This window comes from Corallococcus sp. AB032C, from assembly GCF_003668935.1.
In the GTDB taxonomy this organism is placed as follows: domain Bacteria; phylum Myxococcota; class Myxococcia; order Myxococcales; family Myxococcaceae; genus Corallococcus; species Corallococcus exiguus.
This window is the reverse complement of record NZ_RAWP01000096.1, coordinates 17,367-40,484: the sequence shown is the minus strand read 5'-3', so window position 1 is coordinate 40,484 and position 23,118 is coordinate 17,367. Positions and strand designations below refer to the sequence as shown.

General features: G+C 70.3%; 20 protein-coding genes and 1 pseudogene. 14 read left to right on the top strand and 7 right to left on the bottom strand.

Annotation, left to right across the window (positions count from 1 at the left end; genetic code table 11):
• The 3 genes and pseudogenes from D7X99_RS32105 to D7X99_RS32095 form a co-directional block, all read left to right on the top strand.
• Positions 1 to 185: pseudogene (locus tag D7X99_RS32105) on the top strand (hypothetical protein); the annotation flags it as partial.
• 70 nt (positions 186 to 255) lie between these two features.
• Entirely contained in the window at positions 256 to 495 is a 240-nt protein-coding gene (locus D7X99_RS32100) for a GIY-YIG nuclease family protein (RefSeq protein ID WP_120595616.1), read from the top strand.
• Between the two features lie 188 nt (positions 496 to 683).
• The gene (locus D7X99_RS32095) at positions 684 to 1,088 is read left to right on the top strand and encodes a hypothetical protein (RefSeq protein ID WP_147476314.1); all 405 of its coding nucleotides are present in this window, start codon (positions 684 to 686) and stop codon (positions 1,086 to 1,088) included.
• Between the two features lie 10 nt (positions 1,089 to 1,098).
• Here the strand turns inward: D7X99_RS32095 and D7X99_RS32090 are convergent, their stop codons facing one another.
• Positions 1,099 to 1,404 (bottom strand): hypothetical protein, encoded by a 306-nt coding sequence (locus tag D7X99_RS32090; protein WP_121781079.1) that lies wholly within the window; start codon positions 1,402 to 1,404, stop codon positions 1,099 to 1,101.
• Between the two features lie 92 nt (positions 1,405 to 1,496).
• Between D7X99_RS32090 and D7X99_RS32085 the strand changes: the two genes are divergently transcribed.
• Together D7X99_RS32085 and D7X99_RS32080 are read left to right on the top strand one after the other, a co-directional pair.
• Entirely contained in the window at positions 1,497 to 1,778 is a 282-nt protein-coding gene (locus D7X99_RS32085; protein ID WP_120576203.1) for a hypothetical protein, read from the top strand.
• A gap of 10 nt (positions 1,779 to 1,788) precedes the next feature.
• Positions 1,789 to 2,277: a hypothetical protein gene (locus D7X99_RS32080; RefSeq protein ID WP_121781078.1), complete on the top strand. Its 489-nt coding sequence runs from the start codon at positions 1,789 to 1,791 to the stop codon at positions 2,275 to 2,277.
• An 18-nt stretch (positions 2,278 to 2,295) separates the two neighbouring features.
• Here D7X99_RS32080 and D7X99_RS32075 read toward each other — a convergent pair whose 3' ends face one another.
• A complete protein-coding gene (locus D7X99_RS32075) occupies positions 2,296 to 2,988 on the bottom strand; it encodes a radical SAM protein (RefSeq protein WP_120576201.1) in 693 nt (230 codons plus the stop codon).
• 49 nt (positions 2,989 to 3,037) lie between these two features.
• Positions 3,038 to 3,868 carry an NAD(+) diphosphatase gene (nudC, locus tag D7X99_RS32070; RefSeq protein WP_121781077.1) on the bottom strand — a complete coding sequence of 277 codons (831 nt, stop codon included), beginning with the start codon at positions 3,866 to 3,868 and terminating at the stop codon, positions 3,038 to 3,040.
• A gap of 91 nt (positions 3,869 to 3,959) precedes the next feature.
• On the opposite strand from nudC, the gene D7X99_RS32065 reads away from it, so the two are divergent.
• Positions 3,960 to 4,181, top strand: coding sequence for a hypothetical protein (locus tag D7X99_RS32065; protein ID WP_121781076.1), 222 nt, complete (start codon positions 3,960 to 3,962; stop codon positions 4,179 to 4,181).
• On the opposite strand, the gene D7X99_RS32060 is transcribed toward D7X99_RS32065, so the two are convergent.
• The gene (locus D7X99_RS32060) at positions 4,175 to 4,639 is read right to left on the bottom strand and encodes an FKBP-type peptidyl-prolyl cis-trans isomerase (protein WP_121781082.1); all 465 of its coding nucleotides are present in this window, start codon (positions 4,637 to 4,639) and stop codon (positions 4,175 to 4,177) included. The two genes, D7X99_RS32065 and D7X99_RS32060, sit on opposite strands and share 7 nt — an antisense overlap.
• Before the next feature lie 131 nt (positions 4,640 to 4,770).
• On the opposite strand from D7X99_RS32060, the gene D7X99_RS32055 reads away from it, so the two are divergent.
• A complete protein-coding gene (locus tag D7X99_RS32055) occupies positions 4,771 to 5,982 on the top strand; it encodes an MFS transporter (protein ID WP_121781075.1) in 1,212 nt (403 codons plus the stop codon).
• Between the two features lie 4 nt (positions 5,983 to 5,986).
• Here D7X99_RS32055 and D7X99_RS32050 read toward each other — a convergent pair whose 3' ends face one another.
• From D7X99_RS32050 to D7X99_RS32040, 3 genes are all read right to left on the bottom strand, one after another.
• Positions 5,987 to 6,424 (bottom strand): GNAT family N-acetyltransferase, encoded by a 438-nt coding sequence (locus D7X99_RS32050; protein ID WP_121781074.1) that lies wholly within the window; start codon positions 6,422 to 6,424, stop codon positions 5,987 to 5,989.
• A gap of 14 nt (positions 6,425 to 6,438) precedes the next feature.
• Positions 6,439 to 9,306, bottom strand: a complete 2,868-nt coding sequence (locus tag D7X99_RS32045; protein ID WP_121781073.1) for a TonB-dependent receptor — start codon at positions 9,304 to 9,306, stop codon at positions 6,439 to 6,441.
• A gap of 84 nt (positions 9,307 to 9,390) precedes the next feature.
• Positions 9,391 to 9,834 (bottom strand): HIT family protein, encoded by a 444-nt coding sequence (locus D7X99_RS32040; RefSeq protein WP_121781072.1) that lies wholly within the window; start codon positions 9,832 to 9,834, stop codon positions 9,391 to 9,393.
• 152 nt (positions 9,835 to 9,986) lie between these two features.
• Here D7X99_RS32040 and D7X99_RS32035 point away from each other — a divergent pair, with 152 nt between their 5' ends.
• The 7 genes from D7X99_RS32035 (at position 9,987) to D7X99_RS32000 (ending at position 23,100) form a co-directional block, all read left to right on the top strand.
• The gene (locus D7X99_RS32035) at positions 9,987 to 11,654 is read left to right on the top strand and encodes a carboxypeptidase-like regulatory domain-containing protein (RefSeq protein WP_121781071.1); all 1,668 of its coding nucleotides are present in this window, start codon (positions 9,987 to 9,989) and stop codon (positions 11,652 to 11,654) included.
• 198 nt (positions 11,655 to 11,852) lie between these two features.
• The gene (locus tag D7X99_RS32030) at positions 11,853 to 13,706 is read left to right on the top strand and encodes an Ig-like domain-containing protein (protein WP_158627103.1); all 1,854 of its coding nucleotides are present in this window, start codon (positions 11,853 to 11,855) and stop codon (positions 13,704 to 13,706) included.
• Positions 13,707 to 13,881: 175 nt separating this feature from the next.
• Complete coding sequence (locus D7X99_RS32025; protein WP_120576209.1) at positions 13,882 to 14,352, top strand: response regulator; 471 nt, start codon at positions 13,882 to 13,884, stop codon at positions 14,350 to 14,352.
• Between the two features lie 119 nt (positions 14,353 to 14,471).
• Positions 14,472 to 18,287: a bifunctional serine/threonine-protein kinase/formylglycine-generating enzyme family protein gene (locus D7X99_RS32020; protein WP_121781069.1), complete on the top strand. Its 3,816-nt coding sequence runs from the start codon at positions 14,472 to 14,474 to the stop codon at positions 18,285 to 18,287.
• A 187-nt stretch (positions 18,288 to 18,474) separates the two neighbouring features.
• Positions 18,475 to 19,440 carry an ADYC domain-containing protein gene (locus tag D7X99_RS32015; protein WP_121781068.1) on the top strand — a complete coding sequence of 322 codons (966 nt, stop codon included), beginning with the start codon at positions 18,475 to 18,477 and terminating at the stop codon, positions 19,438 to 19,440.
• 257 nt (positions 19,441 to 19,697) lie between these two features.
• Complete coding sequence (locus D7X99_RS42950) at positions 19,698 to 21,572, top strand: hypothetical protein (protein WP_158627102.1); 1,875 nt, start codon at positions 19,698 to 19,700, stop codon at positions 21,570 to 21,572.
• Positions 21,573 to 21,819: 247 nt separating this feature from the next.
• Positions 21,820 to 23,100 carry an efflux RND transporter periplasmic adaptor subunit gene (locus tag D7X99_RS32000; protein WP_121781066.1) on the top strand — a complete coding sequence of 427 codons (1,281 nt, stop codon included), beginning with the start codon at positions 21,820 to 21,822 and terminating at the stop codon, positions 23,098 to 23,100.
• The last annotated feature ends 18 nt before the right edge of the window (positions 23,101 to 23,118 follow it).

Below are 23,118 nucleotides of genomic sequence, written 5' to 3'. Positions count from 1 at the left end.
GAGCAGGGGGCGGTCTGGTGGGCGTGGTGCACGAAACGCAGGTCCTGGCGGGGTGGCGGACGGATCCGCTGGCGCAGGTGTCGGACGTCATGGCGCGCGTTCGCAAGACGCACGCGGTCCGCACCCGGACGCGGCGGCTGGCGCGCCTGTACGGCAAGCGTGGGGGCGGGCAGAAGCTTTTCTGAGGGGCGCGGTCCTGGCGGTAGAGTGGGGCTCGCCGTGTCGGAAGCCCCGCCCACCGCCTGGACCGTGTACATGCTGCGCTGCCGGGACGGCACGCTCTACACGGGTGCCACCAACAACCTGGAGCGTCGCCTGGCCACGCACGGCCGGGGCAAGGGCGCCGCGTACACGCGAGCCCGGCTGCCGGTGACGCTGGTGTGGAGCGAGCCCGCCGAGGACCGGAGCACCGCCCTGCGCCGCGAGGCCGCCATCAAGCGGCTGACGCGCGCGGACAAGTTGCTGCTGTTCACGCGGCGCCCGGGACGGCGTTGACGCACGTCCCCCTGGCTTGTTGGCGGAATGGGTTCTCTTCCCGACGCGGGATGCGCGCCGAGCGACAGTTGGCGCGGCGCCCGCAGGTGTTTCATCGCCTGCTGATGAAACGGCCGGGGCCTTCGGGTGGGTGTACGGAACGCCGGGGGCCGAATTAGGGTGTGGCCTGTCCTAGCAGGGGGAAGTCCATGTCGCGTTCTCGCTCGTTCTTGTTTGCTTTGCTTGCCCTGGGTCTGGGGAGCGTGGGGTGCGGCGCGCCCAACCACCAGCCCGTCATCACCGCCGGACCGCGCCCGTTGGGCTCGCCGTCCACGCCGGGCGGACTCAAGTTCGAGGAGGGCACCGTCATCCAGCTGCAGCTGGAGGTGACGGACGCGGACAACGACGAGATCTACTTCCGCTGGACGCAGAACCCCTCGAACGCGGGCGGCGTGTTCAGCAACGCCAACATCGCCACGCCCACCTGGACGGCGCCAGCGCCGCTGGAGGACCCCAACCAGCCCATCTACCTCTACGTGGAGGTGGAGGACCACAACGGGGGCGTGCTGCTGGGCCAGTCGCCCCCGCTCTTCATCCTGCAGAAGCAGCAGTAGCGCGCCGGCTTCAGGCGGCGGTGGCCGCGGGAGGCGGAGAGCCCGGACGCTGCTTCGCGCGGCTCCGGGCGCGCACGACGACGAGGATGGCGGCCACCAGGCCCACGCCCGCGCCAATGGCCGCGCCCATCAGCTGCGAGTGCATCAGCGACGCCGTCACGCTGCGCACCACCTCCGGCAGGTTGCACATGGTCTGCGTGGCGAGCGGCGTGCTGTTGTTCCACTCGATGTAGGAGGGGGCCGCCAACGAGGCGATGAAGGTGCCCAGCAGCGTGCCGGCCAGGATGAAGATGAGGAACGTCTTGAGCATGGCCATGGTGGGGACCTCCTCGGCGGGTGGGCGGCGGGGCGTCCTTAGTATGCGCACGTCCGCCGCGAAAGGGGCGAAGGCGTGCTAAGGGGGCGGGTGTGCCGCTCCTGCCACTCGCCATCCTGTTCGGGGTCGTCTCGCTCGTGTGCGCGGCCCTCCTGCTGACGCACGCCTTCCGCCGCAGCGTGGGCACGGGCGTCATGGTGCTGCTCATCCCCTGCTACATGCTCGTCTACGCGTTCAGCCAGTTCGAGCACCCGCGCAAGAACCTCATCGTCGCCGGCTTCGTGGCCAGCACGGTGCTGACGGCGGTGTTCCTGGGCATGGGCGCGCACGGCATCTCGGCGGCGATGGCTCGCATGCCGCCCCCCGGCTTCTAGTCCCCAACGCATGAGCGGATCCGCCGCGAGCCTCACGGGCGCCCGCTGTGGCCAGCATCCGGACGCGGCCGCGGTGGCCCTCTGCGCGCGCTGCGGCGGCTACCTGTGCGGCGCGTGCACGGAGGTGCTGAAGGAGACGGCGTACTGCGCGCCCTGCGCCGAGCGACGCTTCCAGGACATGCGCCCATCGCGCGCGGTGCGGCTGGCGCTGCTGGCCAACGTCCTGGGGCTCCTGTTGCTCGTCGCGCCGCTGTGGATGTTCTCAGGGGGGAGGCAGGGCGAAGGGACGACGGTGCTGCTGGCGCTGATGGGGGCGTTCGCGGCGGCGGTGGCGGGCACCGTCATCTCCACGCGCAAGCTGCGGCGCCGCGACGAGGTGGGCGACCGAGGCTTCGCCATCGTGCTGCGCGTGCTGTCCGCGCTGAACCTGCTGGGGCTGCTGGCGTGGGGCGCGCTCATCGCCTTGGTGCTGACGACTCTGAGGCGGCACGGTCCCTGAGGACGCCGGGCGTGCGCGTCACACGCCGCGCTCGTTCGGGTCCCAGAGGTACTTGTGCATCTGGAGCTGGAAGCGCACCGGCAGCCGGTCCTCGATGATCCACTCCGCCAGCTGGCGCGGGTGGAGCTTGTCGAAGATGGTGGAGAACAGGACGCCGTAGGGCTTCTTTCCCAGCTGGTGCTCCTGCACGAGCGCGCGCGCCCACTCGTAGTCCACGCGTGAGCCGATGACGATCTTCAGCTCGTCGTTGGCGTTCATGGACGTGAGGTTGCGGTAGTCGTTGCGGTCGCACTCGCCGGACGACGGCGTCTTCATGTCCACGATCTTGTGGACGGCCGGGGGCACGAGCCGCACGTCGATGGCGCCGCTCGTCTCCAGCAGCACCTTGAGGCCCGCGTCCAGCAGCGCCTCCATCAACGGATACACGCCGGGCTGGAGCAGGGGCTCGCCGCCTGTCACCTCCACGGTGGGCGAGTTCCAGGCCAGCGCCTTCTCGACGACCTCGGAGACCTTCATGCGGCTGCCGCCGTGGAAGGCGAACTCGCTGTCGCAGTACGTGCAGCGCAGGTGGCAGCCGGTGAGGCGGATGAAGCCGCACAGCATGCCGGCGTGGGACGACTCACCCTGGAGTGAGAGGTAGAGTTCCTTCACCACGACGGAGTCGGCGGTGGGGACGCGGCGGGGCTCGATGTGCGGGCGTGCGGCAGGCATGGCGTGCGGTGCGAAGGGGCGCATCAAGCGCACCCTTGGGGGGAGGGGGTCAAGCCCGGCGGGCCTTCACCCGGTCGATGAAGGTGTCGATGAGGTGGCGTGCGATGCTCAGGCGGGGCGGGATGCGCGGCAGGTCGTCCACGCCGAACCAGCGCGCCTCGGCGATCTCCTTGCCGTCCACGACGACGTCGCCGCCTGCGTACTCGGCCATGAAGCCCACCATCAGCGAGCGGCCGAAGGGCCACGGCTGGCTGCCGAAGTAGGTGACGTTCTTCAGGTCCACGCCCACCTCCTCCTTCACCTCGCGGAGCACGGTCTCCTCCAGCGACTCGCCGACGTCCACGAAGCCGGCGACGGTGCTGAAGAAGGGTTCTGGGAAGGACGCGTTGCGCGCGAGCAGCATCTCGTCACCTCGGGTGACGAGGACGATGACCGCCGGAGCGATGCGCGGATAGAACGGCGTGTGGTCCACCGGGCAGCGGCGCGCGCGTTCGCCGGGCACGAGCTGCGTGGCCGCGCCGCACTTGCCGCAGAAGCGGTGGTTCAGGTCCCACTCGGAGATGGAGAGCGCGCGGCCCGCCACGGCGAAGGTCGCCTCGTCCACCTGCTTGTAGAGCGAGCGGGCGGGCACGAACTTCAGTCCCTCCGGAGGCGTGAAGTCTCCCGGCACGGGCGCCGCGTAGCAGTCCGTGTCGTCGAGCATTCCCAGGAAGTGGGCGCTGGCCGCGGCCTCCGGCAGGGCCGAGCACCGGGGCAGGTCGAGTCGGCCGTCCTGCTCGGACACGAGCAGGTCCATGCCGCGCGTGGCGAACAGGAGCGCGATGTCGCGCGAGCGAGCGGGCGGTTCGTAGCCGGGCTGGAAGCGTTTGAGGGGGCTCACGGGGCCACCTTAACGGACGGCGCGGCCGGGCGCCGCGCGCTATGCTCCGGCCGCCCGCCACCGGGCATTGCCCGCCTGGGAGCCTTCGACCGTGAACGCCCTCGTCCTCCGCGTCATCTGCGGCCTGCTCTTCGCCGGAATGGTGCTGGGCGTGGTGAACCATCCCCCGCAGGACCTCACGCAGGGGCTGGGCATGATGTTGCCCGCGACGATGCTGCTGGGCGTGGCGCTGAAGGGGCCGAAGGGGCGCTCCACGATTCCGAAGAAGCGCTCGCCTCCGGCGCCGCCGGTGTCCGGGGGAACGCCTCAGTAGACGTTCATCAACTCCACGTCGAAGACGAGCACGGCGTCGCTGGGGATGACGGGCGCGGAGCCACGCGAGCCGTAGCCCAGGTCGGAAGGGATGACGAGCTTGCGCTTGCCGCCCACGCGCATTCCGACGAGCCCCTCGTCCCAGCCCTTGATGACGTCGCCCCTGCCCACCACGAAGTCGAAGGGCTGGCCACGCGAGCGGCTGTTGTCGAACATGGAGCCGTCCGGAAGCCAGCCCGCGTAGTGGACCACCACGTAGCTCTTGTCGACGGCCTCCTTGCCGGTGCCCACGACCAGGTCCTGCGTGTAGAGGCCGGACTCGCTCTTGTTCATCGCGGACAGGTCCACGCCCAGGGATTCGGCGTAGGTCTCCTTGGCGGGGTCACCCGAAGACGACGATGAAGAATCACCACAGCCGGCCAGGGCCAGCACCGCGCACAGCAGAAGGGAACGAAGCATGGCCCGCAGCCTGCCGCGCGCGGGCCCCGTGGGGAAGGGGGCACGCACGGCCTGCCCGCCAGGACGGTGATGGGGGCGCACGTCCTGCTTGAAGCGAGTCCATGCGGGGCATATCCGTTGCGCCGCCCGCCATGCAGACGCCTTCCGACCCCGCGCCTTCCGCTTCGCTCCGTCCCTCGCTCGTCTGGCTGATGGCGGTGGCCGGCGCCGTCACCGTCGCGAACCTCTATTACAACCAGCCCCTGCTGGGAGACATCGGCCGGACGCTCGGTGCGGACGGGAGCGCACTGGGCCTGGTGCCCACGCTGACGCAGGTGGGCTACGCGGTGGGCATGCTGTTCCTGGTGCCACTGGGCGACAGCCTGGAGCGCCGCAAGGTCATCCTCCTGTTGTGTGGCTGCGTGGGCGTGGCGCTGGTGGTCGCGGGGCTCGCTCCCAGCCTGCACGTGCTGGTGGCGGCGAGCTTCGCCATCGGCGTCACCACGGTGGTGCCGCAGATGCTCATCCCGTTCGCGGCGCAGCTCGCGGCGCCCTCGGAGCGAGGACGCGTGGTGGGCACGGTGATGAGCGGGCTGCTCATCGGCATCCTCCTGTCGCGCACGGCGGCGGGCTTCGTGGGCACGCACCTGGGCTGGCGCACCATGTTCTTCGTGGCCGCGGGGCTGATGGTGGTGACGGGCGTCGTGCTGCGCTTCACGCTGCCCGCGCAACCGCCCTCGGTCTCCATGTCCTATCCACAGTTGATGCGGTCGCTCATCCACCTGGCCCGCACGGAGCCCGTGCTGCGACTGCACGCGCTGTTGGGAGGGCTGACCTTCGGCGCGTTCAGCGCGTTCTGGGCCACGCTGGCGCTCTACCTGCGCTCACTTCCCGGGCACTACGACGCGCAGGTGGCGGGCCTCTTCGGCGTGGTGGGCGTGGCGGGCGCGGCCATCGCGCCGCTGGTGGGGCGCTACGCGGACCAGCGTGGGGACCGGCGCATCAACGCGCTGGCCATCGCCGTGCTGCTGGCGTCCTTCGTCGTGCTGTGGCTCGTGGGGCACTCGCTGTGGGGCATCGCGCTGGGCGTGGTGCTGCTGGACCTGGGCGCGCAGGCGAATCAGATCGCCAACCAGGCGCGGGTGTACTCGCTGCGGCCCGACGCCCGGAGCCGGCTCAACACGCTCTACATGGTGACCTACTTCGTGGGCGGCGCCGCGGGAGCGTGGGCGGGCATGACGGCGTGGACGCGCGCGGGCTGGCCGGGCGTATGCGCGGTGGGCGCGGCGATGTCGTTCACGGCGCTGGTGGTGGTGCTCTGGAGCGGCCGCCGTCTGCCGGCGGCCCAGGCCCCCGCGGCCTGAGGCCTCAGATGTCGCGCTGCATGTTCCGGTGGGGGATGCCCACCTCTTCGTAGAGCTCGCCGTACGGCGCGTAGCCCAGGCGTGCGTAGAAGGGGACGACAGGGGCCCGCGCATGCAGGTGGACGTGGCGGAAGCCGCGCGTGCGCAGCTCCTCTTCCAGCGCGCGCACCAGCTGTGCGCCCAGGCCCTTCTTCTGCAGCGAGGGCGACACCGCCATCTGGAAGAGCCGGCCGCCGTGCGCGTCCTCCGGGTGGAAGAGCACGCAGCCCAGCACGTCGCCGTTCGCGTGGGCCACCAGGTGGAGGCTGGCGTCCTCGAAGGGGAACTTCACGTCCTCGCGGGCATGGCCCAGCGGCTCGCGAAGCACGCGGAAGCGCAGCTCCAGCTCGCCCGCGTAGAGCGGATGGCGGGGGTCGATGAAGTCGAAGCGGAGGTCATTCATGGCGCGGGAGTCTGTCAGAAGCTGCCGGTGAGCTGGAGGTTGAAGGTGCGGCCGTACTGCGGCACGGGACCGGCGGACACGTCGTCGCTCACGACGAAGGCGTAGCGCGAGTCGAGCAGGTTGTTCACGCCCGCGAAGTAGCGCAGCCGGCCGTAGTCACCGGACACGCCGAAGCCCACGAGCAGCGCCTCCCCGCTGGCCGCGCCAGCGACGCTCGGCACCCGGGCGCTCTGGTAGGTGGCCTGCGTGGCGATGCGCATGTCGCCATTGCCCACGGGCAGCAGGAAGCGTCCGGAGGCGAGGTGCGCGGGCGCGGCCTCCACCACGTCCTGCGAGGCGTTGCGCAGCGTCACGTACGAATAGCTCAGGTCCACCAGCAGCCAGCGGCCCGGCTGCCAGTGCAGCCCGGCCTCCGCGCCCCACGCGAGCGTCTCGCCGGAGTTGTTCGCGTACACCAGACACTGGGCGGGCGCGCTCGGGGTGCCGCAAGCGGGCGTGGCCTCGGACTCGGTGGTGAGCGTGACGAGCTGGGAGATGCGGTTGTGGTAGCCCGCGACCGTCAGGCGCAGCTCGTGCGTCAGGTCGTGCGAGTGCTCCACCTCGAAGGTGGTGATGGTTTCCGGGTTCAGCTGCTTCGCGGGGCGTTGGGTGAGGAGGTTGTCCTCGTAGAACAGCTCGTAGACGTTGGGGGCGCGGAACGCGCGGCCGATGACGAGCTTGGTGAGGCCCTGCTCATACGGCCGGCCGATGACCGCGAGCCGGGGCGTGAGCGGCAGCGAGTCCAGGTCGGTGTACTTGTCCACGCGGAAGCCCAGGGACAGGCTCAGGCGCGGGTGCAGGCGCCACTCGTCCAGCGCGTACACGGACACGAGCGAGCGCGTTGGCGCTTTCAGCGACGCGGCCACCGCGGGGCCCACGCTCTTCTGGTCCACGCGCAGCTGGGCCTGGCCCTCCACGCCCACGGTGAGGCGGTTGGATTCGGACAGGACCGCCAGCAGGCGCCCCTCGGCGGTGAGCCAGTCCGCGGCGCCGGAGTCGGTGTTCGTCGCCGAGCTGTCGCCGCCGTCGTAGTTCCAGTGGCCCTTGTAGCGGCTCAGGTCCAGGGCGCCGCGCAGGGACAGGACGAAGCGCTCGGACAGGGGGCGCTCGTACTTCGCCTCGGCGAAGCCGCGCACGTCCTGCACGCGCGTGCCCTGCGCGCCCACCACGGTGCCATAGGGAGCGGTGGGCACGTCCTTGCTGCGCCCGTGCAGCCGGGCCACCAGGGACAGATTGCCCAGGCGCGCGCGCAGCGAACCGGTGCCAGCCCTCTCGCCGTCCAGGCCGGTGACGATGGGGCCCGAGTCGCCCAGGCGGGTGGTGTCCGCGCCGTGGGACTTCATGCCCGCGAGGCTGAAGAGGACGGAGCGCTGCGGGTCCTCCCATGACGTGGTGGCGTGCACGAGCGTGGAGCCCAGCGCGCCCACGGCGCCGGTGATCTCCAGCCGCCGGTCCAGGCCCAGCGACTCGCGCGGCACCACGTTGATGACGCCGAAGAACGCGCCCGTGCCGTACAGCGCGCTGCCGGGGCCGCGCACCACCTCGATGCGTTCCACTTCCTCCAGGTCCACGCTGAGGTCATGCGCCGCGTAGCCCTGGCCGGCCCACACGTCGTTCATCGCGTGGCCGTCCCAGAGGATGAGGATGCGCGTGTTGAGGTCGCCCGGCGGCGAGAAGCCGCGCACGCCCAGGTACGTGTACGTCCGGTCGTCGGTGAGGAAGAAGCCGCGCACGCCCGCCAGCGCCTCCGCCAGGGTGCGCCAGCCGAACGCGCGCAGCTCCTCCGGCGTGAGCACGGTCGTGGAGGCGGGGGCCTCGTCCACGGACAGGAGTCGCTTGGACGCCGCGCGCACCGGGGGCGGCTCGTAGCGCAGGGTGGCGTGGACCTTCACCTCCTGGTCGGGGATGACGGTGACCTTCTGGCGCACGGGGCGCACGTCGCGGCTCTCCACCTCCAGCACGTGCTCACCCTGCGGGAGGGTGACGACCGTGGGGGTGAAGCCCGCGGGCCGGCCGTCCACGCGCACGGTGGCGCCGTCGTGGTTGGCGGTGACGACGACGCGCCCGCTGGGCGCCGTCTGGGCGGTCAGCGTGACCGCGAGCGGCAGGGTGCCTTCGGCGGGCACGTCGATGACGTACTGTCCGGGCGCATGTCCGGGCGCGCGCACGTGCAGCACGCGCTGGCCCGGGGACAGGCGCAGCTTCGCGGGGATGCGGCCGAGCACGGGGCCGGTGGGGCTGTCACGGACCTCCGCGCCCTCAGGAGCACCGGTGATGTCCACCATGCCGGTGATGAGGCTCAGGTCCAGGTCCACCGGCACTTCCCGGCCCCGGATGAGGGTGACGGTGGCCTCGGTGGGGCGGTAGCCGGACCTCTGGACCAGGACCTTGTGGCGGCCCGGCGACAGCGCGAGCGTCTGCGGTGAGCGGCCCCGGCTGCCCAGGTCCGCGCGGTCCACGAAGACTTCCGCGCCGCGGGGATTGGTGGTGACGCGCACCAGGGCGACCTTGGGGCGCAGCCGCTCCAGGGAGCGGGTGACTTCCGAGGCGTCCTCGGCCGGCAGGTCCTCGCCGAGCAGGTCGTTGTAGTAGCGGTACGCCTCGTTGAACTTGCCCAGGGCCTCGAAGCAGCGCGCGATGTTGAAGAGGACGTTGCGGTTGGGGACCAGCCGGTAGCTGGTGAAGTACGAGCGCAGCGCCTCCGTGTAGTTGCCGTGGGAGTACGCGTCGTTGCCCAGCTCGAAGGCGATGTCCGCCTCGTCCGCGTTGTTGTCCGCGAGCGCGGGACCGGCGGTGAGGAGCCAGAGGGACAGCAGCCAGGGACCGAGGGGGAATGCACGCATGAGGACGCCGGCATTCTTCCCCCGATACGGTGTCAGGTCCATGACACTGGCCAGCCCGGGAGAGCACCGCACGCCGGGCGTGGGTCAGCGGGCGAGCGCCGCCGCCAGCCGCCGGGCCGCGGCTTCCAGCGTTTCTGGCGAAAGGTGCTCCGCCGGGACCGCGTCGAAGGCGCCCCGACCCCGGAGGTGGGACGGGGTGTCCGCGAAGCGGGGGACGAGGTGAAGGTGGAAGTGGCGGAGCACGTCGCCAATGGCGAAGGCGTAGACGTGCTCGGCGCCGAGCACCTCGCGCTGGGCGCGCATCACCCGGGCGGCGAACGGGCCCAGCTCCCGCGAGGCCGTTTCGTCCAGGTCATACCAGCCGCGCACATGCTGATCGCTGGTGAGCACCACCCAGCCCGGGACGGGGCTGGGGGACGCCACCCCGTGGAGGACGAGCCCGGGCGCCCGCGCGAGCACGCCACCCGGTGGGTGGACCCCCCCGCGAACGATGGCGCAGCCGAGGCAGGGGTCGTTGACGTCTGACATGGTGAGTCATCCTGGTTCGAGGTGCTTGGCAGCCCTTGGGTAAAATTCACCCCACCTTGACGGCGTGGGCCCGGGTCGGGGAGTGTCCGATTTCCGCCCTTTTGGGAGCAGCTGGGGCGTGAAAATTCCGTCATAAATTCAAGGTGGGGACGATGAAGAAGCAAGTGCTGATGGCCGTGTTGCCGCTGATGGTTTGGGGGTGCGGTGACCCGACTGACGCGGACAACGATGGTGTCGCGGACGGTATCCGTGATCCGAACAACGTGTCGGTGGTGGTGCCGTCCACGCCGAAGGGCACGGTGTCGGGCCAGGTGCTGAGCACGACGCTGCAGCCGATCGCGGACGTCACGGTCGCGATGACGATTGGCAGCCAGCCGACGGGCAAGTCGGCGACGACGGATGCCAGCGGCAACTTCGTGATGACGGACGTGCCGGCGGCCGCGCAGGTGCTGCTGACGTTCAGCAAGGGCGGCTACTCGACGCTGCGCGCGACCTCCACGGTGCCGGCCGCCGCGGGCACGGTGCCCATCAACAACGGCAATGCGAGCTTTGGTCCGGTGACGCTGACGCAGCTGAACAGCTCGCTGGCCGTCACCGTGGTGACGCCGCAGGGCCGTCCGGCGGTGGGCGCGAAGGGCGTGCTGGAGGTGGACAAGGCGGGCTCGGTCATCCTGAGCAACTACGACTCCGTCTCCTCCGTGATCAGCAAGGTCTACGTGGAGGCCACGGCGGACTCCAACGGCGTCCTGACCTTCAACGGCATCCCCTCCGGCGTGGAGCTGGCGCGCCTGGGCGGCACGTACAACCTCTGGATCGCGCCGATGGACACCAACGGCGACGGGGTGGTGGACACGGGTGGTTACACGAAGAGCTACTCGGGTGGCTCCATCGTGGGCTCCCAGGCCACGACGCTCGCGCAGCTGAACTTCTCGAAGCCGTCGGGCGTGGGTGCGCTGAACATCGAGGGTGGCAACGTGTCCAGCCTGAAGGGCGCCGCGGAGGTGGATCCGCTCCGGAACATGGTGCGTCCTGGCGAGCCCATCTACGTGTACTTCAACCAGCCGGTGCAGCCGGGCTCGGTGTTCGTGCGCCTGACGGACGAGTACGCCAAGGAGTCGCTGCCGGTGACGGCCTCGGTGAACGTCGGCGGTTACTCGGCGACCATCACCCCGGGCAACGGCATCGTGCAGGAGGGCAAGGAGTACAACATCTTCGTGCGCGCCGTGGCCGCCGAGGGTGGCAGCAACTACAGCCGCACGGGCTTCTTCTTCGGCGGCGACCAGTCCGCTCCGAGGGCGCTGACCATCGCGGAGATCCGGTACCAGGAGACCGAGCGGCCGCCGGCGAATGGCGCGTTCCAGCTCAATACTGGTGAGCTCGTGTACGTGACCTTCAGCGCGCCCATCGCGAAGCAGGTCGGCCAGTCCGTCCAGGTCTTCTTCGGTACCGACATCGACGGCGTCGGCGGCGTGGGTGGCAACTCCATCGGTGAGATTGACAACTACAGTGGCCAGGGCTTCCCCCTGGACATCGCCGAGCCGACGAAGCCCATCCAGACGCGCACGCCGGCCGAGCTGCCGGTGTTTGGCATCCAGGCGTCCGGGTACAGCACCCGCTATTCGTTCATCTACGGCGGCACCACCGCCCTCAACAGCGGCAGCAGCGGCCTGGACCGGGTTCGTATCCGGGTGGCGTTCAGCAACCTGGCGCCCGTCCTTGGCACCAACGACGTCTACGAGTCCATCTGGGGCCAGCCGATCAACGCGGACCTGGAAGCGACGGGCATCATCCAGCAGCCCGCGCCGGCCCTGCCCAACTAATCCTTGAGCCTGGCTGCGTCAGCCTGACATGGGAGGTTGACTCCTCCTGGATGCCCCCGTGAAGCCCATGCTTCGCGGGGGCATCTTCGTTTCCAGCTGTCCCCGAGGTGGGATCCTCCCGTCTTGAATGGAGACGTGTCCCCGCGTCACTGGACGCGCAACATCCCGAGGATGCATACGGAGCATGGCTGCTTCCGGATGGACTCCTTCTTGCTCAGCCGCGTCACCATGAAAAATCTCAGCTCCATCCTGATGGCGATGCTGCTCATGCCTGCGGCATGCATCCAGATTCCCGATCTCGCTGCTCCGCCCGAGACGCCCCCAGGCAGTGACGCCGGAACGGATCCGCAGGAGGAGCCGATTGGCATCCAATGGGTATCACCCATGGAAGGAGCAACGGTCGGAAGCACTGTGAGGTTCCAGGTTCAACTGACCGGGGCCGCACCCGACAGTGTGGAACTGCTCGTGGATGGCACCGCGGTCGCTACCTTGAAAGAGCCCTTCGTTCTGGATTGGGATACTCAATCCATCTCAGAGGGGCCACATGCGTTCTTCATCCGTGCGCGCCAGGGAGCGCAGGCGTTCTTGAGCGCCCCGCGCCAGTTGATGACGGACCGGACGAAGCCACGCATGGTCGCCCAGGTTCCTCTCAACGATGCCTCGGACGTTTCGGTCCTGGCGACCGTGGAAGCCACCTTCTCGGAGGCGTTGGATCCGACCACGGTGAATGAACAGTCAGTCCAATTGATGGTGGAGACCACGCGTTTGGAGGCAGCAGTCCTTCTTTCGGGAGATGGAAGGACCTTGACCTTGAACCCGACCTCACCGCTTCCGGTGAATCAGAGGGTGCGGGTGGTGATGGCGGACACGGTCGCCGATTTCGCTGGGAACAAGCTCGACTCTGCGTCCCTGGACTGGTCTTGGCTTGTGCCAGCGCATCTCCACCTGGGGGCTCCCCTCACGTCCTTTCCCGGTCGGGGCTATATCGAGAGCGCCTCCTACGGAATGGGTGCGGACCTGCGTCCCATTGTTGCGTGGACAGACGGCGGGGAAGAGACACTCAAGGTTCATGTCCGGCGATGGAGTGGGAGTTCATGGGAGGCTCTGGGGACGCCCATGAGCTCAGGCAGGGTGACCAACGCCTACCAATGCGCACTCCAGGTGGATGTGGATGGAAAGCTGACGGTCGTGTGGTTCGAGAACATGAATTTCAAGGACTACGAATGGTTCGTCAGGCGCTGGAACGGACAGTCCTTTGAACCCTTGGGCCCCACATTGACCCCCGTCGTGCAGGGAGCATCTGTGATGGACTGGCGCTTGGCTCGGGGAGCGCATCCGTATCTCACCCTCGCATCCGTGGAGACGGGTGAAGGGTGGACGCGCATCTACGTCCGCCAATGGCGCGACGGAAGCTGGGGGCAGTTGGGTTCCGCCATTGAGCTGCGAGCGAACTCGATTGTGGACTCCTTCTTCATGGATGTTGATGGCCGGGGGGATCCATTCGTGGTGCTGAGGGAGCAGTTCACTGGAGGAGGAACTCCCTTGCTCACCGCCATGCGATGGACAGGAAGCGCCTGGCAGGACATAGGCGCTTCCTTGTCTGGCCTTCTGACAGCCCTGTCGTTCGACGCCAGCAATGCTCCGCTGGTGGCGACATTGGATACGGTCACGGGAAAGCCAAGGACTCTCCTGAAGAAGTGGACAGGGAGCGCCTGGGAGCCGTGGGGTGGAGCGGTGGATGCTCTGCCGGGTGTGGACAACACGACCGTGAGTTCGGTGAAGCTGGACACCCAAGGGCGCCCTGTCGTGGCGCTCTATGGTCTGATGGGGAATGACGCCAACAGGTCTGGCAAGGGCCAGGTGCGACGGTGGAACGGGACTCAATGGGAGTCGCTTGGCGGGATATTGATTCCGTCGCCTGGCATGATCCCCAAGAGCCCTCCGATGCTCGGAATGGTCGCGGACGACGAGCCGCTCCTCACGTGGATTGAAGTGCCTCCTCCGATGTACTCGGTGGGAGCGGAGGTCCACGTGTATCGCCTCAACCACTGACCCCCACCCCCAGCCCTTCCGCCCACCTACACTGTCGTCCACTGTCCCCCTGTCACTCAGCGGACAACGGACCTACCCTCGGATCCGTCCAGGGAAATCTTGCGAGAACGGGCGCTTTTCGGTGGACGTGTTTAGATTCGCTTCGCCCCTCCCCTGCATGCGAGGCCTCTGCTCCATGAAGAACGCGGTCCTGACATCTCCAGAGGGTGAGCCAACCGCGAGCGGTGGGCCCGCTCCCGTGAACTCCGCCAAGCAGCGCGTCCTCGTCGTCGACGACTTCGACGACGCCCGCGAGATGTACGCCGAATACCTGGAGTTCTGCGGGTTTGAGGTGGACACCGCGAAGAACGGCCTGGAGGCCGTGGAGAAGGCCCAGGAGGGGGAGCCGGACATCATCCTCATGGACCTGTCCCTCCCCGTCATGGATGGCTGGGAGGCGACGCGGCGCATCAAGCAGGACACGCGCACCCGTGACATCCCCGTAATGGCCCTCACCGGCCACGTGCTCGCCGGCAACGCCGAGCACGCCCTGTCCGTGGGCGCGGACGAGTTCGTCGCCAAGCCCTGCCTGCCCCAGGACCTGGAGAACAAGATCCGCAACATGCTCAAACCCAGCAAGGCGAAGTCCCGCTCGGGTCAGGAGTAACCCCAGGCGCCGCCCCGCGGTGTCCATGGGTGGACACTCGGGTGCGGTACCCTGCGCCGGGACGGGCTCCCGCGGGCCCCCCGGTTGACCCCCGGACGCGGGAAACGTAGGCAACCCTGGTGGGCTCTCCCGCCTCGTCTTCTCCACCTGACGCGTGGACTCCTCCCGAGGAGTTCGACGAATACCGCATCGTGCGGCCGCTCGGACGGGGACGCACGGGGCGGGTGTACCTGGCGCACGACACGCTCCTGGAGCGCCCCGTCGCGGTGAAGTTCATCCCGTCGCTGGGCTCCAACGCCCTGGCGCGCTTCCTGGTAGAGGCTCGCGCCGCCGCCCGCATCCAGCACCCCAACGTCGTCACCCTGTACCGGGTGGGACAGCTGGAGGATCAGCCGTACCTCATCTCGGAGTTCATCCGGGGCGTCAGCCTGGACCGGCTGGCCCGGCCCGTGCCCTGGGAGCGCGCGCTGGGCATCGGGCGGGACCTGGCCCGGGGGCTGGGTGCCGCGCACCGCCGGGGCGTGCTCCACCGCGACATCAAGCCCGGTAACGCCGTCCTCACGGAGAGCGGCGAAGTGAAGCTGCTCGACTTCGGCCTGGCCAAGCTGCTCGACCGTGCCGAAGCCAGCGAGCCCACCCCACCTCGCGCGCCCCTTCCGCCGCCGGAGCTGCCCGCGGATTGGGATCCGGAATCCAGCCCCGCGCTCGGCGCCCGTTCGCTGGACGGCGTCTTCCTGCCGTCCCTGCCGCGCGGCGCGCTGGTGGGCACGCCCTACTACATGTCCCCGGAGGCCTGGGCCGGCGAGGAGCTCACCGCGCGCAGTGACGTGTACTCACTGGGCGTCGTGCTCTACGAGCTGTGCGCGGGCCGGGGCCCCTTCCGCGATGTGCCCTGGCGCGAGCTGTCCGAGGCCGTGCGCACCCGCGACGTGCGCCCCCTCCAGGAGGTGGCCTCGTCAGTGGACCCGGGCTTCGCCGCCGCCATCGACAAGTGCCTGAAGCGCGACCCCGCCCAGCGCCACGCGTCCGCCGCGCAGCTGCTCGACGCGCTGGAGGCGCTGACGCGCGAGGAGCTTCCGGCCGTCATTCCGGAGGGCAATCCCTACCGTGGCCTCCGCGCCTTCGAGGCCGAGCACCGCGGCCTCTTCTTCGGCCGCCGCCGCGAGCAGCGCGCCGTGCTGGAGCGGCTCAAGGCGGAGGCCTTCCTGCTGATGACGGGCGACTCCGGCGTGGGCAAGTCGTCCCTGTGCCTCGCGGGCATCCTCCCGGCCGTGGCGGACGGCGCGCTGGAGGACGGCCGGCGCTGGCGCAGCGCGCGGCTCGTGCCCGGACGCAGGCCCGTGTCCGCGCTCGCCGTGGCGCTCGCGCCGGTGCTGGAGGTTGAAGAGGAGCCGCTCGCGGAGACGCTGCGCCAGGACCCCGCGTCGCTCGGCCGCAGGCTGCGCGCGAAGCTGGGCACGCAGGGCGGGCTGCTCGTCTACATGGACCAGTTGGAGGAGCTGGTGACGCTGTCCCCGCCGGAGGAGGCCGCGCTCGCCGGGGCCGCGCTGGGGTCGCTCACGGAGGCGGCCGGGGGACTGCGGCTGCTTGCCACCGGCCGCAGCGACTTCCTCACCCGCCTCACCGCCGTGCCCGGCCTGGGCCCGGAGGTGCCGCACGCGCTGTACCTCCTGCGCGCGCTCACCCCGGAGGAGACTCGCGAGGCCATCGTCGGCCCCGCGCGCGTGAAGGGCGTGCGCTTCGAGTCCGAGAACGTGGTGGACGCGCTCGTCGCCTCCACGGCGGCCTCCGACGGCGGCCTGCCGCTGCTCCAGTTCGCGCTGGCGGAGCTGTGGGACGCGCGCGACGAGTCTCGCGGCGTGATGACCCAGGCGGCGCTGGACTCGCTGGGCGGCGTGTCCGGTGCGCTCGCCCGGCATGCCGACGCCGCGGTGGCCCGCCTGTTGCCCGACCAGCGCTCGGCGGCGCGCGGCGTGATGCTGCGCCTGGTGACGGCGGATGGCACCCGTGCGCGCAAGACGGACCGCGAGCTGGTGGGCGACGACCCTCGCTACCGCGCCGCGCTGGAGGCACTGGTGCGCGCGCGCCTGCTCGTGGCGCGTGAAGGCGAGGGCGGCACCGCGTACGAACTGGCCCATGAAGCGCTCCTCACCGGGTGGGCCACGCTGGCGCGCTGGCTGGTGGAGGCGGGCGAGCGCCGCGAGGTGCAGGCCCGCCTGGAGGCCGCCGCCGCGCAGTGGGAGCGCCTGGGCCATGCGCGCGAGTCGCTCTGGGGCCCTCGCCAGCTGGCGGAGACGGAGCTCCTGGAGCCGTCCGAGCTCACCCAGCGTGAGCAGTCCTTCCTCAGCACCTCGCGCAGCACGGGCGTGCGCAGCCGCCGCCTGAAGGTGGGCCTGGTGCTGGGCTTCCTCGCGTCGCTGGGGCTCGTGTACGCGGGCCTGCAGTGGCGCGAGCGCCGCATCCTCGACGTGCGCGTGCGTGGCGAGCTGGCCTCGGCCGGGGCGGAGCTGGAGGCCGTCCGCCGTGAACGCGACGCGCTCCAGGCCGAGCGCGCGGAGGCCTTCCAGCTCTACGACACCGGCCACAAGGCGGACGGGGACCGGAGCTGGGCGAAGGTGGCGGGACACGCCGGACAGCTGTCCCACCACTTCGACGCCGTGGCGGACCAGCTGGAGCGCGCGCTGGCGCTGGCCCCCACTCGCACCGACGTGCGCGACGCGCTGGCGGACTTCCTCTACGAGCGCGCCCTGTGGGCCGAAAGCGAGCGCGAGCCCGTGCTGCCCGCGCTGCTCCAGCGCCTGCGCCTCTACGACCCCGACGGCGTGCGCTGGAACCGCTGGAACACGCCCGCGCACCTGTCCCTCCAGGTGGACGCGCCCGGCGCCTCCGCGGAGCTGCGCCCCATTTCACGCGATGCCGCGGGTCCGGAGGTCGTGGGCGAGCCCCTGCCTTCCCCAGGCGCGCTCCCCTGGACCGGCCTCACCGTGCCCCCGGGGAACTACCAGCTCACCGTGCGCGCCCCGGGCCACGAGGCGTCGGTGCAGCCGCTGCTCCTGACGCGCGGGGAGGCTCGGAACGTCGTCCTGCCGCTCGTCCGCGCGGGTTCGCTCCCGGCGGGGTTCGTGTACGTGCCCCCGGGTGACGTGCGCTTCGGCAGCGCCGCCGAGTCCAGCGTGCGCGACTTCTTCAACGCCACCCCGCTGCACACCGTGCCCGTGCAGGGCTTCCTCATCGCCCGCCACGAGACGACGTACGCGGACTGGCTCCAATACCTGGCGGCCCTGCCCGCGGAGGAGCGCGCCTCGCGCCAACCCAGCGTGGGCACGGGCGGCTACGCCGGAGGCCTGGCGCTGGAGCCGGACGGCAATGACTGGCGCCTTCGCTTCCAACCCGGCGGCGTGCGCTACACCGCGCGGACGGGCGAGCCCGTGAGGTACGCCCGGCGCTCGCAGCGCACGGAGCAGGACTGGCGCCAGTTCCCCGTCAGCGGCATCAACTTCGCGGACGCGGAGGCCTACGTGACGTGGCTGTCCACGTCCGGCCGGGTGCCGGGGGCGCGGCTGTGCTCGGAGCTGGAGTGGGAGCGCGCCGCGCGCGGCGTGGACGGTCGCGAGTATCCCCACGGCAACCGGCTGGGTCCGGACGAGGCCAACGTGGACGTCACCTACGGCAAGGATCCGGGCGGCTTCGGCCCGGACGTCGTGGGCAGCCACCCCGCGTCGCGCAGCCCCTTCGGCGCGGACGACATGGCCGGCAACGTCTGGGAATGGACCCGCTCGTGGCTGGAGCCCGGCCGCCCGGTGGCTCGCGGCGGCAGCTTCACCTTCAACGTGACGAGCGCGCGGTCCTCCAACCGCGAACTGCCAGAGCCCTCACTGCGCGACGTCACGGTGGGCCTGCGCGTGTGCGCGGACGCGCCCGTGTCCGGCGGTTGAGCACCACCGGACACTGGAACCCCCCGGGAACCGCTGGCCTCGCCCTGGGGTCTGCTCCAACTGGAAGCCACTGGACGCTGCAAGTGCCCGGATGGGCCTCGTGTGGTTGCCGCTCCCGCACACCGGACTGACCTTGTGCCCTGTAACGCGGTGCGGGTCGGGGTCGGGGCAGGGAAGGGGCATCCAGATGAGGACGTTGCAGCGAGTGTTCGCGGCGTGTCTCGCCGTCGTGGCGGTGGGCTGTGGCACGGAATCGTCGGAGCCCGAGGCTCCCTCCCTGCGCACGCAGGTGGCAGAGGTCGTCTCTCCCAACGGACGCAACCTCAATGGACGCAACCTCAACGGCCGCAACCTGAACAACGGCGAGCTGGGCGGCATGCTGGTGTCCGTGGCGTACGCGGGCGCTACCTCCGCCTCCGGCAAGGCGCTGACCAACGTGCGGTTGCAGGGCTCGGCCTTCGTCGGCCTGGACGGCCCCAACCCCGTGACGGGCACGGGCTTCACCGGCGCCCGCTTCGTCGGCAAGCTGGGCGACGGCTCCACCCTGCCCGTGCGCGTGGACGGCATCACCCAGGGCAGCGGCGGCGACAGCGACCTGTGGTCCTACCAGGTCTCCTTCCAGGGCTCGGACGGCAGCTGGAACTCCGTGTGCCAGGACGCGAACGGTGGGGCGCTCTCCGCCATCGCCGTGGCCGGCCGCTGGAACTACCTCCAGGGCGTGGCGGGCGGCGGCGAGAAGATTGAGGACGCGACCGCCTTCACCTTCGCCTGCGAGGGCGCCGCCATCGCGAAGTGCATGCACTTTGGTTACAAGCCCTGGGCCACCGTCAACGGCCAGAGCCTCGCGGGTCACCACCAGGCCTGCACCCGCATGGTGCGCGCGGACTTCTGCGGCGACGGCGCGTCGCACACCACCGATGGCCAGTGGGTCAACCTCTACGACGGCGTGGGCGTCCAGTCCGACTCCGAGTCCTGGAGCACGGAGGCCGAGTGGAACGAGGCCGGCGCGCGTTGCTTCACCTCGGAGACCCGCGCCCACGCGCCCGTGACGTGCTCGGGCTTCAACCCCATCCCTGACTGCGGCAGCACCAGCCACTTCCAGTCCGGCACCCGCCTCATCAGCGAGTCGCCCTACGGGGTCAGCGGGCTGTAGCCTGACAGGTTACAGCAATCCCAGACTTGTAGCGGATTAGGTTACAAAATCTGGAAGTCGATGAAAATCAGTGTTTCATGTTATGAGAACGCTCCATTCGCCTCCGTGTCGCAAGGACCGGAGGGGCATGGGGCGTTTTCCGCATTCACGGAGGGGGACGGGACCGGTGTGTCCGGGGTTCCGCGCACGGTGAGGGGGAAGGTGCCCCATCGCGAGGCTGTCGTCGCGGTATCCCCGTCGTGAGTGGAGCACACCCCATGAAGACTGAGCTGTCCCTGCTGTGGAAGCATTCCCGGAAGCGTCTGCCGTTCGCGCTCCTGGCCTCGTCGCTGGCGGTGGGCTGTGGCCAGCCCGCCCCGGAGACGTCCGAGACTCCCGCGCCTTCCGCGCCCCAGGCGGACTCCTCCGCCCAGGCCGTGGACCCGTCCGGCAACCTGGAGGTGGCGCTCGGTACGGCCCTGCAGGCCCTGGAGGGGGACGAGGCGCGTCCGGTGGTGGAGTCCCTCTTCGCGATTCCCCAGGGCGCGGCCAGCAAGAGCACGGCCACGGTGTTCCAGCTGAAGCTGAAGTCGGAGCGCACGGAGAACGAGGCGTTCCGCGGCGGGACGCTTTCGATGGCGGACGGCGCGCAGCAGCTGACGTTCCGCGACGACGGGCAGGGCGGCGACGCGGTGGCGGGGGACCTGCTCTTCACGGCCTCCGGCACGTTCGACTTCGTGGCGCTCCAGGCGGAGCAGCAGCGCATTGCCCAGGCGCAGTCCCAGTCGCAGACGCAGCTGACCACGGCCGTGTTCGAGAACCGCCAGCTGGTGCGCACCGTGCCGGTGACGGCGCTGAGCACGCAGTTCCCGGTGGGCCAGCCCGTGCCCATCCAGCCCATTGGCCTGGCGTCGCTGGTGGACCCGGCGCGCTCGCTCATCATCCGCGCGCCCGGCGTCGTGAACGACACGACGCGCACGTATGATCCGTGCACCGGCGTGGGCAACCCGAACGGCAAGTGGACGTTCAACTACCTGATGACGGAGATGGCCAACCAGCCCTTCACGGGCGTGGCCCCCACCACCTTCGTGCGCGAGTGGCTGCGGCAGTGGGAGCAGCCGCGCACCATCAACGGCTTCGTGAACCCGCCGCGCACGTCCATCGCGGCGAACCTCATCGGGCCCTGGCCGAAGCTGGCCTCCGGCGAGCTGAACCTGGCGAAGTCGCCGTTCAAGCTCATCGCCATCGTGAACCGGCTGGACCTGGCCGGCAGCAACCCGGCCTACGGCGCTGGCAGCGCGGGCGAGGGGCGCTTCATCTTCGCGGCCACCACGGGCACGGGGAGCAGCTGCAACACGGTGCCCTTCCTGGTCATCCTGGAGTACGGGGTGGACAAGAACGGCTGCGCGGCCATCAAGACCTACGCGCAGCAGTGGCAGGCCCTGTCCGGGCTGCCGCTGGGCAGCGCGGCGTACAACGCGGCGCTGGAGAACCTGACGGAGCAGTTCGCCAAGCGCGACCTGTCCCCGCGCAAGCCCAACCGCAGCTCCATCAACCAGGTGCGCACCAACGACGACTGGCTGGCCCACCCGTGGGAGCTGCGCGAGTTCCGCCTCTGGAACGGCTCCATCAACCCGAACTCGTACTCCACCACGCCGCCGCCGGTGCTGGGGCTGCTCAACAGCCACACCGTGGCCCAGACGCCGGACCGCACCCGGCAGACCACCCTGTTCCCGGCGTACGTGAACGCCAACACGGGGCCCATCATCTCGGGCACGTACTCCGTCCCGCTGCCGTGGGCCGGCGGCACCTTCCGCGCGGGCCGCGCCATCGTGACGAACCCCACGGCCATCCCGCCGTTCTGGAGCCAGCCGGCGTCCGTCATCCCCAACCGTCAGGCGCGGCACGTCTTCTCGCTCAACACCTGCGACGGCTGCCACGGTGACGAGCTGGGCACGAACTTCACCCACGTGAGCTGGACCGGCGCGCTGTCGCCGTTCCTCAGCGGCGCGCTCACCGTGCCGGACCGCGCGGACGGGACGCCCGTGCGCACCTTCAACGAGGTGCTGGCGCGCCAGACGTTCCTGGACCAGATGGCCAACCAGAGCTGCCTCACCACGGCGTTCGTGACCGCTCCGCCGAGCGTCCACTGACCTTCGCTCGGATGTGAAAAAGCGGCCTCCGTCTCCTCTCGTGGGACGGAGGCCGTCGTCTTTCCAGGCGCCGTTCGCATGCCTCCCCGCCTGTCAGGGGGACGGGCCGGACGTGTTCTCCAGGTTCACGGCCGGTGGTGGCACGACTTCCCCGGCCGGGAGGGCGGCACCACGTTTACCCGGCCCCGGGGACGCCCCCGGGTGGAACTCCAGGGCCAATGGCCCCTGGGGACCGGGGAGGCAGGCCGTGGAACGCACCGAAGAGACAGCGGGTCTTCGAGCCCGGCGCACGGGTTCACGGTGGGGCGCCGTGCTGGCCGTCGTCTGGTTGGCTGGCGCCTGCGGACAGCGCTCCGAGGAGGCCGCCGCGCCCACCGCGCCGACGGTGGTGTCGCTGGGTCCGGAGAACGTCGTGCGCGTGGAGCCACTGAAGCTGGAGAACGGTCCCGTCATCTCCGGGACGCTCCAGGCGCGGCGGCTGGCCAGCGTCCGCGCGGAGGTGGGGGGCAGCATCCTGGACGTGATGGCGGACCAGGGCCAGATGGTGAAGGAGGGGCAGCCCCTGGCTCGCGTGGAGGAACACACGCTGCGCGAGCAGGTGCTGGCGGCCAGCTCCAGCCTGCGCGTGGCACGCAATGCCTTGCAGGTGGCGAAGACGGATGAGCAGCGCAATCAAACCCTGGTCAAGCAGGGCGTCATCACCCGCCGCGACTTCGAACGCACACAGCTCACGCGGACGCAGGCGGAGGGGCAGCTGGCGGAGGCGCAGGCGCGACTGAAGCTGGCGCAGGATCAGCTGGCGCGCACGAAGGTCTCCGCGCCCTTCACGGGCGTGGTGAGCGAGCGGCAGGTGAACGCGGGCGACATCGTCCAGCCGGGCGCGCCCCTCTTCGTCGTGGTGGACCCCGCGACGTTGCGGCTGGAGGCCTCCGTGCCCGCGGCTCAGCTGGGCCAGGTGAAGGTGGGCACGCCCGTGGCCTTCCGCGTGAACGGCTACGAGGACCGCGCCTTCAAGGGCGAGGTGGAGCGCATCAACCCGGCGGTGGACCCCGCCACGGGCCAGGTGCGCATCTACGTGGGAATCCCCAACAACGAGCAGACGCTCCTGTCCGGCCTGTTCGCGCTGGGGCGCGTGGCGTCCCAGTCGAAGGAGGCGCTGGCCGTGCCGGTGGACGCGCTGGACACGCGCCAGGAGCCGCCCACCGTGCAGCGCATCTCCAACGGCAAGGTGGAGGAGGTGGCGGTGACGCTGGGCCTGCGGGATGACGTGGCGCAGGCCGTGGAGGTTCGCTCGGGGTTGAAGGCCGGGGACGTGGTGCTGCTCGGCTCCGCGCGCGACCTGACCAACGGCACGCCCGTGAAGCTCACCGCAGCGCCGGAAGGGCCGAAGAAGCAGCGGCCGGTTTCTCCACCGGAAGCCCGGCAGGGCGTAGGCGGCGCGGGCAACGCGTCCGGCGGCAGTGGCCCCGCGCAGGCTCCGGCCGCGGCCGGGACTCCCACGCCTCCTGCCCAGGCACCCGCGAAGTAACGCCAGACGTCTCCACCT

Excerpts from the sequence above, each read along its gene's own strand:
- D7X99_RS32100 (WP_120595616.1), top strand. The coding sequence starts at position 256 with ATGCTGCGCTGCCGGGACGGCACGCTCTACACGGGTGCCACCAACAAC.
- D7X99_RS32095 (WP_147476314.1), top strand. The coding sequence starts at position 684 with ATGTCGCGTTCTCGCTCGTTCTTGTTTGCTTTGCTTGCCCTGGGTCTG.
- D7X99_RS32090 (WP_121781079.1), bottom strand. The coding sequence starts at position 1,404 with ATGGCCATGCTCAAGACGTTCCTCATCTTCATCCTGGCCGGCACGCTG.
- D7X99_RS32080 (WP_121781078.1), top strand. The coding sequence starts at position 1,789 with ATGAGCGGATCCGCCGCGAGCCTCACGGGCGCCCGCTGTGGCCAGCAT.
- D7X99_RS32075 (WP_120576201.1), bottom strand. The coding sequence starts at position 2,988 with ATGCCTGCCGCACGCCCGCACATCGAGCCCCGCCGCGTCCCCACCGCC.
- D7X99_RS32060 (WP_121781082.1), bottom strand. The coding sequence starts at position 4,639 with ATGCTTCGTTCCCTTCTGCTGTGCGCGGTGCTGGCCCTGGCCGGCTGT.
- D7X99_RS32055 (WP_121781075.1), top strand. The coding sequence starts at position 4,771 with ATGCAGACGCCTTCCGACCCCGCGCCTTCCGCTTCGCTCCGTCCCTCG.
- D7X99_RS32050 (WP_121781074.1), bottom strand. The coding sequence starts at position 6,424 with ATGAATGACCTCCGCTTCGACTTCATCGACCCCCGCCATCCGCTCTAC.
- D7X99_RS32045 (WP_121781073.1), bottom strand. The coding sequence starts at position 9,306 with ATGCGTGCATTCCCCCTCGGTCCCTGGCTGCTGTCCCTCTGGCTCCTC.
- D7X99_RS32040 (WP_121781072.1), bottom strand. The coding sequence starts at position 9,834 with ATGTCAGACGTCAACGACCCCTGCCTCGGCTGCGCCATCGTTCGCGGG.
- D7X99_RS32035 (WP_121781071.1), top strand. The coding sequence starts at position 9,987 with ATGAAGAAGCAAGTGCTGATGGCCGTGTTGCCGCTGATGGTTTGGGGG.
- D7X99_RS32030 (WP_158627103.1), top strand. The coding sequence starts at position 11,853 with ATGGACTCCTTCTTGCTCAGCCGCGTCACCATGAAAAATCTCAGCTCC.
- D7X99_RS32025 (WP_120576209.1), top strand. The coding sequence starts at position 13,882 with ATGAAGAACGCGGTCCTGACATCTCCAGAGGGTGAGCCAACCGCGAGC.
- D7X99_RS32015 (WP_121781068.1), top strand. The coding sequence starts at position 18,475 with ATGAGGACGTTGCAGCGAGTGTTCGCGGCGTGTCTCGCCGTCGTGGCG.
- D7X99_RS42950 (WP_158627102.1), top strand. The coding sequence starts at position 19,698 with ATGAAGACTGAGCTGTCCCTGCTGTGGAAGCATTCCCGGAAGCGTCTG.